Source organism: Allofranklinella schreckenbergeri, assembly GCF_003703475.1.
GTDB classification, from domain to species: domain Bacteria; phylum Pseudomonadota; class Gammaproteobacteria; order Burkholderiales; family Burkholderiaceae_C; genus Lampropedia; species Lampropedia schreckenbergeri.
This window is the reverse complement of sequence record NZ_RDQM01000007.1, coordinates 150,243-160,799: the sequence shown is the minus strand read 5'-3', so window position 1 is coordinate 160,799 and position 10,557 is coordinate 150,243. Positions and strand designations below refer to the sequence as shown.

Annotated in this window: 10 protein-coding genes; 3 read left to right on the top strand and 7 right to left on the bottom strand. The window is 62.8% G+C overall.

Translation table 11 applies throughout. The features are described 5' to 3' along the window. The 7 genes from EBQ26_RS07205 to EBQ26_RS07180 all read right to left on the bottom strand — a co-directional run. A partial coding sequence (locus tag EBQ26_RS07205) for a DUF11 domain-containing protein (protein ID WP_147474020.1) occupies positions 1 to 1,275 on the bottom strand: 1,275 nt, incomplete at its 3' end. 297 nt (positions 1,276 to 1,572) lie between these two features. After that, positions 1,573 to 3,000, bottom strand: coding sequence for a dihydrolipoyl dehydrogenase (gene lpdA / locus EBQ26_RS07200; RefSeq protein WP_122238322.1), 1,428 nt, complete (start codon positions 2,998 to 3,000; stop codon positions 1,573 to 1,575). Next, entirely contained in the window at positions 2,997 to 3,248 is a 252-nt protein-coding gene (locus tag EBQ26_RS12670; RefSeq protein WP_124780945.1) for a hypothetical protein, read from the bottom strand. The genes lpdA and EBQ26_RS12670 overlap by 4 nt, the downstream gene beginning before the upstream one ends. Beyond that, entirely contained in the window at positions 3,238 to 3,459 is a 222-nt protein-coding gene (locus EBQ26_RS07195; RefSeq protein ID WP_124780947.1) for a hypothetical protein, read from the bottom strand. Before EBQ26_RS07195 ends, EBQ26_RS12670 begins: the two co-directional genes overlap by 11 nt. Next, entirely contained in the window at positions 3,440 to 3,721 is a 282-nt protein-coding gene (locus tag EBQ26_RS07190) for a BrnT family toxin (protein WP_122238320.1), read from the bottom strand. Before EBQ26_RS07190 ends, EBQ26_RS07195 begins: the two co-directional genes overlap by 20 nt. 4 nt (positions 3,722 to 3,725) lie before the next feature. Further along, positions 3,726 to 4,949 carry a 2-oxoglutarate dehydrogenase complex dihydrolipoyllysine-residue succinyltransferase gene (gene odhB, locus EBQ26_RS07185; RefSeq protein WP_122238319.1) on the bottom strand — a complete coding sequence of 408 codons (1,224 nt, stop codon included), beginning with the start codon at positions 4,947 to 4,949 and terminating at the stop codon, positions 3,726 to 3,728. Positions 4,950 to 5,060: 111 nt separating this feature from the next. Then, positions 5,061 to 7,937, bottom strand: coding sequence for a 2-oxoglutarate dehydrogenase E1 component (locus EBQ26_RS07180; RefSeq protein ID WP_122238318.1), 2,877 nt, complete (start codon positions 7,935 to 7,937; stop codon positions 5,061 to 5,063). Between the two features lie 537 nt (positions 7,938 to 8,474). Here EBQ26_RS07180 and EBQ26_RS07175 point away from each other — a divergent pair. From EBQ26_RS07175 to EBQ26_RS07165, 3 genes are read left to right on the top strand one after another with little or no spacing between them, the layout of a single operon-like run. After that, a complete protein-coding gene (locus EBQ26_RS07175) occupies positions 8,475 to 9,317 on the top strand; it encodes an AAA family ATPase (protein WP_122238347.1) in 843 nt (280 codons plus the stop codon). Between the two features lie 28 nt (positions 9,318 to 9,345). Beyond that, on the top strand, positions 9,346 to 9,885 hold the full coding sequence (locus tag EBQ26_RS07170) for a hypothetical protein (RefSeq protein WP_147474019.1): 540 nt from the start codon (positions 9,346 to 9,348) through the stop codon (positions 9,883 to 9,885). Further along, on the top strand, positions 9,882 to 10,505 hold the full coding sequence (locus EBQ26_RS07165; RefSeq protein ID WP_122238316.1) for a GNAT family N-acetyltransferase: 624 nt from the start codon (positions 9,882 to 9,884) through the stop codon (positions 10,503 to 10,505). Before EBQ26_RS07170 ends, EBQ26_RS07165 begins: the two co-directional genes overlap by 4 nt. Positions 10,506 to 10,557: the final 52 nt, after the last annotated feature.

The window sequence follows — 10,557 nt, the reverse complement described above, 5'->3', positions numbered from 1 at the left end:
GGTGATGGTGGCTGTGGGAGCGGCGATGGTGACTTTGCGCTCAATGGGGCCGTTGTTTTGCAGTTGGGGCGCCAGTTCGCCGGTGTCGGCGGCGGCGCCTGTCACCTGGGAGCGGAAGGTGCTGTCCGCGCCAGAGCCAACGATGGTGATGGGCAGTGCGAATGTTTTGTGGTTTTGTGCGGTGATGGCGCCCAGTGTGCATTCCACTTCAGAGGGCGCCGGTTTGGTGCAGCCTGTGGGCAATGCGGTGTCATCCACTTGCGCTTGCGCTGGCAAAGTGACCACGACTTTGCCGCCAGCGGCGCTGTCGCTTTGGCCATGGTTGTCTACCTTGACGGTGAGCGTGCCGTTGCCGCCTACTTGCAGGGGCGAAGAGAGGGTGATGGAGGGCACCAGATCGGCAGTCGCCACGGTTTTCACCTGGCAGGCGCCCGCAGAGTCTCTCGCGGCAGCCATGATGCTATTGGCTAGTTCGCCTGCTTGTGCCGGAGCGGAGGCCAGAGCGAATTGGCTGGTGTCGCTAAAGGCGATCACACAAGCGCTGCCATTGGTGGCTGCGCGGGGGACGACGATGCCATAGGCCTGTACTTTGTCCGCAGCTGCTGGCATGGATGCGGGCGGGGTGTCGGCAGCGGCAGGGGCCAAATAGACGGCGTAGGGAGCGGGGACGTTGACGTATTTGCCATAGACCTCGGCAGCCAGTGGGTCCAGGGCAGCGAAGTTGTCTTTGTAGGGCGAGTTGGTGTTGAGATAGACGGAGTTGCCTTGGGGGGCCACGCTACCGACTCTGGTGATCTCGTCCGCGGCGCTCAGGCCCAGGCTGTTGTTGAGAAAGCCCGCAACGCTGCCAGTGTCCGAAGGGCGGCAGCAACCGTCGTTGAGGAAGACGAAGGTCAGGTCGCTGCGGGTTTTGGCCCAATCCATGACTTTGGCAAAGCGCGTCGCATCAACGCCGTGCTGCACACCTGTGACGGTTTGATTGGGTTGGACGGTGGCGACCACCACGATGTCCACATCGGCGGGTACGTCGGCAGGCAAGGGATCGGTCGCGCTGGCATGCAGCAGACCGCGACCGTCAATGGTTTCCGTGGGGCCGCCAGCAGCAGTTTCAAATGTGCTGTAGATGGAGTTGACGATGCTGATGCCTGTGTTGTAGCTGGACAGTCCTTCCTTGTCGGAGGACAGAACCCAGGTTTTGGCCTGGGCAGCGCCGGTGGCGCACAGCAAGCTGGCAGCGAGGGCTACGGTTTGTAGGGTGAAACGAGGGGTGTGCATGGGTTGGTAACGAAGGTGTGAAAGAAAGGGGCCGAATGGGCTGAAGGAGCGCGATTCTAGGTGGGTTGCTTGCTTTTGGGCTTCCGAGCAAACCATTAAATACGGGGTTGGCAGTGTTGTGGAGGGTTATTTTTCTAAATCATGTGTAAAAGTAATTTCATTGTGGATATGCCTATATAAGGTCAAATTTTTTCTTTATGAATGCATGAAATGCACAAGGGCGGTTGCCCGCCCTTGTGCATAAGTGTTTCTAAGAGCCTGCTGGTGCGGCAACCTCGAAGAGCATCACTGAAGTCCTCAGAAGTTCAGCGTGCGTTTGTCCACGGCCAGAGCGGCTTCTTTGGTGGCCTCGCTCAGCGTGGGGTGGGCGTGGCAGGTGCGGGCGATGTCTTCAGCGCTGGCTTTGAATTCCATGGCCATCACGCCTTCGGCGATCAGTTCGCTGGCCATGGGGCCGATGACGTGCATGCCCAGCACTTCGTCGGTTTTGGCATCGGCGAGGATTTTCACCAGGCCGGTGGTGTCGCCCAGTGCGCGGGCGCGGCCGTTGGCCATGAAGGGGAAGCTCCCGGCTTTGTAGGCCACGCCTTCGGCCTTGAGCTGCTGCTCGGTCTTGCCCACCCAGGCGATTTCCGGGCTGGTGTAGATGACGTAGGGGATGGTGTTGAAGTTCACATGCCCGTGCTGGCCAGCAATGCGCTCGGCCACGGCTACGCCTTCTTCCTCGGCCTTGTGCGCCAGCATGGGGCCGCGCACCACATCGCCCACGGCCCAGATGCCGGGCACGTTGGTGCGGCAATCGCCATCGACGACGATGGCGCCGCGCTCATCAAGCTGCACGCCCACGGCTTGCGGGTTCAGCCCTTCGGTGTGGGGCACGCGGCCGATGGAGACGATGAGCTTGTCCACCTTCAGGCTTTGGGCCTGGCCTTTGGCGTCGGTGTATTGGATGGTGGCGCCGGTCTTGGTGGTTTTGACTTCTTCGACTTTCACGCCCAGCTCGATTTTCAGGCCTTGCTTATCGAAGGCCTTTTTGGCTTCTTTGGCGATGGCTTCGTCGGCGGCGGGCAGAAAAGCGGGCATGCCTTCGAGCACGGTCACGTCCGCGCCCAGGCGGCGCCAGACGCTGCCCAGCTCCAGGCCGATGACGCCCGAGCCGATGACGCCGAGCTTTTTGGGCACGCTGGCGATTTCCAGCGCGCCGTCGTTGGAGAGCACGATTTTTTCGTCAAACGGCACGCCGGGCAGCGCACGCGGGCTGGAGCCGGTGGCAATGATGATTTGCTTGCCGGTCAGGGTTTCGGGCTTGTCGCCGCTGACCTGGATTTCAAAGCCGCCCTCGACGGCTTTGGTGAAGGAGGCCAGGCCGTTGAAGAAGCTGACCTTGTTCTTCTTGAACAGGTAGAGGATGCCTTCGTTGTTTTGCTTCACCACGCTGGCTTTGCGCGCCAGCATTTGGCCGACATCCATGCTGACTTTGCCCACGCTGATGCCGTGCTCGGCAAAGTGGTGATTGGCTTGCTCGAAGTGCTCGCTCGATTGCAGCACGGCTTTGGAGGGGATGCAGCCGACGTTGGTGCAGGTGCCGCCGGGGGCGGGTTTGCCGTCCTTGGTTTTCCAGGCGTCCACGCAGGCGACGTTCATGCCCAACTGGGCGGCGCGGATGGCGGCAATGTAGCCGCCAGGGCCAGCGCCGATGACGATGAGATCGAATGCTTTACTCATGGTGTGAATTTGGGAGGGGTGGGTTGGGGGAAATGGACTTTGACGATCTGGCCGTCTATCTCGAACACCATCGCCGTGTTGGTTTGCCAGGCGATGCGGCAGGCGCTTTCATAGGCGCGTTGCAGGGCGCGTTCGATGCCGGTGAGGTGATCCGTGGGTGGAGATGTGTGGGTGAGTGCCTGCGGTGCAGAAAGCGGAGCGCACGCAGGCGTCAGATTGGGGACAGGGGGCGGCTTTTCAGGAAGCATCTTTCAAATGCACGTGGCGCGAGGCAGCAATCAGGCTGCGCAATGCGGCATTGAGTTCCTTGGCAGTGGGGAAGGCCTGTAGCACATCGCTGTCGATTTCCACCATGCGTTTGGCGCGCATGGCTTGCTCGAAGTATTTGCCACGCACGGGCGTCTGACGGGCAAACAGTTCGCTGTAGTCGCGCTGCATGTCATCGGTTGTGCCATTCATAAGACTTCCTTTCTTCCAAAGTCGCCTTGCGGGCGCTGATGATGCGGATGGCCTCCTGCCGCTCGGTGCTGACGACCAGCAACATGCGCGAAGACGCGGAGTAACCGATGGTAATCCAGCGCTCTTCGGCCATGGAGTGGGCATCGTCGAAGAAGCTCAGGGCAAGCGGATCTTCAAACACGGTCGCGGCCTCCGCAAAGGCCACGCCGTGCTTGCGCAGGTTGAGGCCGACCTTGGCCTCGTCCCACTCGAATGCGCTCATGCCATCAGATGTCAAACAGCAAGCGTGCCGGGTCTTCCAGGGCGTCCTTCATGGCCACCAGCGACAGCACGGCTTCGCGGCCGTCGATGATGCGGTGGTCGTAGGACAGGGCCAGGTAGTTCATCGGGCGCACCACGACCTGGCCGTTTTCGACCACGGCGCGCTCCTTGGTGGCATGGATGCCCAGGATGGCCGATTGCGGCGGGTTGATGATGGGGGTGGACATCATCGAGCCGAATACGCCGCCATTGCTGATGGAGAAGGTGCCGCCGGTCATTTCCTCAATGCTGAGCTTGCCTTCCTTGGCCTTGGCGCCGAACTCGGCGATCTTCTTCTCGATGTCGGCAAAGGAGAGTTGGTCGGCGTCGCGCAGGATGGGCACGACCAGGCCGCGCGGCGAGCCCACTGCAATGCCGATGTCGAAGTAGCCGTGGTAGATGATGTCGTTGCCATCCACGCTGGCGTTGACGATGGGGTACTGCTTGAGCGCATGCACGGCGGCTTTGACGAAGAAGCTCATGAAGCCTAGGCGCACGCCGTGTTGCTTCTCGAACTTGTCCTGGTACTTCTTGCGCAGCTCCATGACCGGGGCCATGTTCACTTCGTTGAAGGTGGTCAGGATGGCGTTGGTGGCTTGCGATTGCAGCAGGCGCTCGGCCACGCGGGCGCGCAGGCGGCTCATGGGCACGCGCTGCTCGGGGCGTTCGCCAGCGATGGCCGGGGCCACGGGCGCGGCGGCTGGCTTGGCCGCAGTTTGGGCGGCAGGGCTGGCGGCCAGCGCGTCGGCCTTGGTGACGCGGCCATCTTTGCCGGTACCGGCAACGCTGGCGGCGTCAATGCCTTTTTCCGACAGGATCTTGGCGGCGGCGGGCATGGCGACCCCGGCTTTGCTGGCCGATGCGGCAGCAGGCGCGGCGGCAACAGGGGCAGCAGCCTGGGCAGCAACTGGCGCGGGCGCGGCGGCAGCGGGGGCTGCAGCGGCCTGGGCGGCGGTGTCGATACGGGCGATCAGTTGATCCGAAGTGACGGTGGCGCCGTCGCCTTCGACGATTTCGGCCAGCACGCCAGCCGAGGGGGCGGGCACTTCGAGCACGACTTTGTCGGTTTCGATTTCGATGAGGATTTCGTCGGCGGCGACGGCTTCACCGGCTTTCTTTTTCCATTGCAGCAGCGTGGCTTCGGAAACGGATTCGGAGAGTTGGGGAACTTTGACTTCGATGACGGCCATGGGAATGTCTCTTAGTGGGGGTTCGAGGAAAGGGGCGGGGAAAAAAGCGAAAAAGCAGCAGAAGAAGGCTGCCGCCCTGGTTGAAGATCAGGGCGACAGCCTTGGCGGGGCTTACTTGGTCAGCACAAAACCTTTGAGGCGCGCAAAGGCGGCTTTGACCAGCGCTTTTTGCTGCTCTTGGTGCAAGTGGGCATAGCCCACTGCGGGCGAGGCCGATGCGGCGCGCCCGGCATAGCCGAGCTTTTGCCCCGAGAGCATGTTTTCGTAGATGTAGTGCTGCACGAAGAACCAGGCACCCTGGTTTTGCGGCTCGTCCTGGCACCAGACGATTTCCTTGGCGTTGGGGAAGCGTTTGACTTCCGCGCCAAAGGCCTTGTGCGGGAAGGGGTAGAGCTGCTCGATGCGGATGATGGCGACGTTGTCCTCGCCCAACTCTTCGCGCTTTTTCACCAGGTCGTAATACACCTTGCCGGAGCAGGCGATCAGGCGCTTGACCTTGTCGGCCTTGGCCAGGATGGCCTCGTTTTGCTCGCCGATCACGGTGCGGAAACGCCCTTCGGTGAATTCGCTGATGGGCGAGGTTGCGTCCTTGTTGCGCAGCAGGCTCTTGGGCGTGAAGATCACCAGCGGGATGCGCAGCGGGCGCAGCACCTGGCGGCGCAGCAGGTGGAAGATCTGGCTGGCGGTGGTGGGCTGCACCAGTTGCATGTTGGTGTCGGCGGCCAACTGCATGAAGCGCTCGATGCGCGCCGAGCTGTGCTCGGGGCCTTGGCCTTCGTAGCCGTGCGGCAGCATCATGGTTAGGCCGTTCAGGCGCCCCCACTTCACCTCGCCGGAGGCGATGAACTGGTCCACCACCACCTGCGCGCCGTTGAGGAAGTCGCCGAACTGCGCTTCCCAGATCACCAGCGAGTGCGGGTCGTTGGAGGCGTAGCCGTACTCGAAGCCCAGCACGGCTTCTTCCGAGAGGATGGAGTCGATCACCACGAACGGCGCCTGGTTTTCGGCGATGTTTTGCAGCGGGATGTACACCCCCTCATCGTAGGCGGCGCGGTTCTGGTCGTGGATGACGGAGTGGCGGTGGCTGAAGGTGCCACGGCCGCTGTCTTCGCCCGAGAGACGGATAGGGTAGCCGCTGGCCACCAGCGAGGCAAAGGCCATGCCTTCGCCCATGCCCCAGTCCACGGGGATTTCGCCACGGCCCATGGCGGCGCGGTCGGTATAGACCTTTTTCACCAACTGGTGCGGGGTGACGGTTTCGGGCAAGGTGGTCAGGCGTTCGGCCAGGCGTTTCCACTCGGAGAGGGGGATGGCGGTGTCGGCCTCGTCCGTCCACTTGCTGCGGTAGGGCGCCCAATCGACGGCGTACTGGCGCTTGAAGTTGGTCAGCACCGGCTCGACGGTGTTCTTGCCATGCTCGAGCACGGCGCGATAGGCGCGGATCATCTCCTCGGGGCCGTCGGCATCGAGCACGCCCTGGGCGATGAGCTTGTCGGCATAGACCTTGCGCGTGCCGGGGTGCTGGGCGATTTTCTTGTACATCAGCGGCTGGGTGAGCATGGGGGTGTCCTGCTCGTTGTGGCCCAGCTTGCGGAAGCAGATGATGTCCACCACCACATCGCGGCCAAAGGTCATGCGGTATTCCAGCGCGAGATGGGTGGCCAGCACGACGGCCTCGGGGTCATCGGCGTTGACGTGCAGCACGGGCGCTTCGACCATTTTCACCACATCGGTGCAGTAATAGGTCGAGCGCGTGTCGCGTGGGTCGCTGGTGGTGAAGCCGATTTGGTTGTTGATGACGAAGTGCACCGTGCCGCCAGTGGTGTAGCCGCGCGTTTGCGACATGGCCAGCGTCTCCTGCACCACGCCTTGGCCGGCGATGGCGGCGTCGCCGTGCACCAGCACGGGCAGCACTTGCTTGCCTTGCGGATCGCCGCGGCGGTCCATGCGCGAGCGCACCGAGCCTTCCACCACGGGGTTGACGATTTCCAGGTGCGAGGGGTTGAAGGCCAGCGTCAGGTGCACGGGGCCGCCCGCGGTGGGCACGTCCGAGCTAAAGCCCTGGTGGTATTTCACGTCGCCCGCAGGCAGGTCTTCGGGCGCGGTGTGCTCGAATTCGGCGAACAAATCCGCAGGCATTTTGCCTAGCGCGTTGACCAGCACGTTCAGGCGGCCGCGGTGGGCCATGCCGATGACGACTTCTTGCACGCCTGCCACGCCAGCGGCTTCCACCAGCGCGTCGATGGCGACGATGAAGCTCTCGCCGCCTTCGAGCGAGAAGCGTTTTTGGCCGACGTATTTGGTGTGCAAGAAGCGCTCCAGCCCTTCAGCAGCGGTGAGCTGCTTGAGCACGTGTTTTTTCTGCTCGGCGTTCAGATGCGGATTGGTGCGCGCGCTTTCGAGCTTTTCCTGCCACCAGCGCTTTTGCGTCTGGTCGGTCAGGTACATGTATTCGGCGCCGATGGTGGTGGTGTAAGTCTCGCGCAGGGCGTTGAGCAGCTCGCGCAGCGTCATCGTGTCTTTGCCGAAGAAGGTGTTGCTGGTGTTGAACACCGTTTCCAGATCGGCATCGGCCAGGCCGTAGAAGGCGGGCTCCATCTCGGGGATGTGGGGGCGCGGCGTGCGTTTGAGCGGGTCCAGATCGGCCCAGCGTTGGCCTACGTTGCGGTAGGCGGCAATCAACTGTTGCACGGCGGTGCGTTTGCGGCCCATTTCGGTGTCGGCGCCGCTGGCCACGACAACCTGGGTCACGCCCTGGCGGGCGCGTTCGGCAAAGGCGTTGATGACGGGCTGGTGCGGCACGTCGCGGCTGAAGGTGCCATCAGCGGCCGGGGTGTTTTGCAGCGCGTCGAAATATTCGCGCCAGCTTTCGGGGATGCTGGTGGGGTCGGCCAGATAGTTTTCGTACATCTCCTCGACATACGGCGCGTTGCTGCCGAACAGATGGGTGTTGCCCTGGTATTGCTGGTACAGGGTGGGATCGCTCATGACTCGCGGGACCTCGGCGCTCCTTGGGAGCGCATTAGTTGGTTTGACAAAAACCTTCCGCGACACGGCTGAACCGATTGGCGGATGCGGGGCGTGGGGGAAGGCGCCGGAAAAGAATGGGCACGATTGTGCCACTGCCACCACGTACGCGCAGGGCCTTTTTGCGCGCCTGGGTGGCTTTGGGCGGTGTTTGGCGGGTGGTATGGGCCGGGTGTGGCGGTTTCGCCCCAGTGGGTGGCGCTCGGCCCTGGCGGCATGGGCGGCGGCGCGGTGCGATTGGGTGTGATCTGGTGCGGGTGTGCAGGGCGTTTTGGTGTTTTTTGCGATTAATTCCATTTAGTAAAAATGGTTTTATTGTCATCATGCCAAATTAAGGTAATTTTATTTCCTGATGATTTATAAAATAATTGTCTTTTGACGGGTTTTTGACAGGTGCGGGAGGGCTTGCACGGGCAGCGATGGCATGAGCGTGCGGCAAAATCGCCCGTTTCTTCATTTCCCCGCCGCTTGGCCCCGTTTTTCTTTCAAAGGATGAGCATGCAATTTCAAGGCTCCGATCAGTACGTTGCCACCCAAGACCTCAAGCTGGCCGTGAACGCGGCCATTGCCTTGCAACGCCCGCTGCTGGTCAAGGGCGAGCCGGGCACGGGCAAGACCATGCTGGCCGAAGAAGTGGCCCAGGCCCTGGGGCTGAACCTGCTGCAATGGCACATCAAATCCACCACCAAGGCGCAGCAGGGCTTGTATGAGTACGACGCCGTCAGCCGTCTGCGCGATTCGCAATTGGGCGACGACCGCGTCAAGGACATCCACAACTACATCGTCAAAGGCGTGCTCTGGCAGGCCTTCACCGCCGAGCAGCCCACGGCGCTGCTGATCGACGAGATCGACAAGGCTGATATCGAATTCCCCAACGATTTGCTGCGCGAGCTCGACCGCATGGAGTTCTACGTCTATGAAACGCGTGAACTCATCCGCGCGCGCCAGCGCCCCATCGTGTTCATCACCTCCAATAACGAGAAGGAGCTGCCCGACGCCTTTTTGCGCCGTTGCTTTTTCCACTACATCAAATTCCCCGATGCCGACACCATGCGCCAGATCGTGGCCGTGCATTTCCCCAGCCTCAAGGGCGAGCTGCTGAGTGCGGCGCTCAAGAGCTTTTACGAAATCCGCAGCGTGCCTGGCTTGAAGAAAAAGCCTTCGACCAGCGAGCTGATCGATTGGCTCAAGCTGCTGGTGGCCGAGGACATCCCCCTGGAAGCGCTGCGCAGCCAGGACGACAAAATCACCCTGCCGCCGCTGCTGGGCGCTTTGCTGAAAAACGAGCAAGACGTCACCTTGCTGGAAAAACTCGTTTTCATGAACCAGCGCAACCGCTGACCACTGCCAGCCACCGCTGCCCCCGCCTATGCCTCTGGATGCTCCCGCCCGCCTGCGTGTCTTGTCGCGCTCCCGCCCCTGCCCCCGCTCCATCGTGGCCGCGCTTTGCACCGCTGCCCTGGCCGCTTGCGGCGGTGGCTACGACGTGCAAGGCGCGCTGGTCTGGCGCCCCCGGCATGACGACGCGCAGGCCCATATCGCCATCGTCAAAAGCCAATGGGCGGGCGCAGCTGCTTCAGCCACCACCGCTTCCCACGCCGCCGCCCACGTTGTCATCGAACGCCCGCTGGCCCAGGCCAGCGCGGCCGCCCGCGATGCGCTGGCGAACTTGCGCACGCAAGAAGCCGGGCCATGCGAAATCGGCGCGCCCATTTACGAACTGACCTTGACCGACCGCACCGGCACCCAGCGCTACCGCTCCGCCAACAGCGCCTGCCCCGGCAGCGATGACGGCCAAAGCGTGAGCGGCCCTATCGGCTACATCGCCGCCGAGGACGCGCAGCGCCTGGCCGAGCTGCTGGCGGCCGCGCCATCCTTTCGCCCTGCCTCCCCTGGAGAACAGCCATGAACTGGGCCATCGCCCCCACCACCTTGCACGCCGACGGCCTGCGCCTGGAGCCGCTGCAACCGCACCACGAAGACGGCCTGCGCGCCGCCGCCTGCGACGGCCGGTTGTGGGAACTGCGCGTGAGCAGCGTGCCCGAGCCGGAAAATGTGCGCGCCTACATCGAAACGGCCTTGCAGATGCAGCAACAAGGCCAGCGGCTGCCCTTTGCCGTCATTGAGGCCGCCAGTGGCGAAGTGTTGGGCAGCACCAGCTACCACGACATCCTGCCCGCCGTGCGGCGGCTGGAGATTGGCTACACCTGGTATGCCCAGCGCGTGCAGCGCACGCACGTCAACACCACCTGCAAACTGCTGTTGCTCACCCATGCGTTCGAGACGCTGGGCGCGCGCGTGGTGGGCTGGCGCACGGACAACTTCAACTACGCCAGCCAGCGCGCCATCGAGCGTCTGGGCGCGAAAAAAGACGGCGTGATCCGCGGCCACGCGCTGCGCCGCGACGGCACCATCCGCGACACCGTCATGTACAGCCTCACCCGTGAAGAGTGGCCCGAAACCCGCGCCCATCTGCTGCACCAGTTGGCGCGCCACCAGAGCCGCGATCAGGCCCGGCAGCCAGCCTAGCGCCACGCAAGGCTTCTTGCCGACTTTCCCCACGCCTCCCACACCCCGCCAC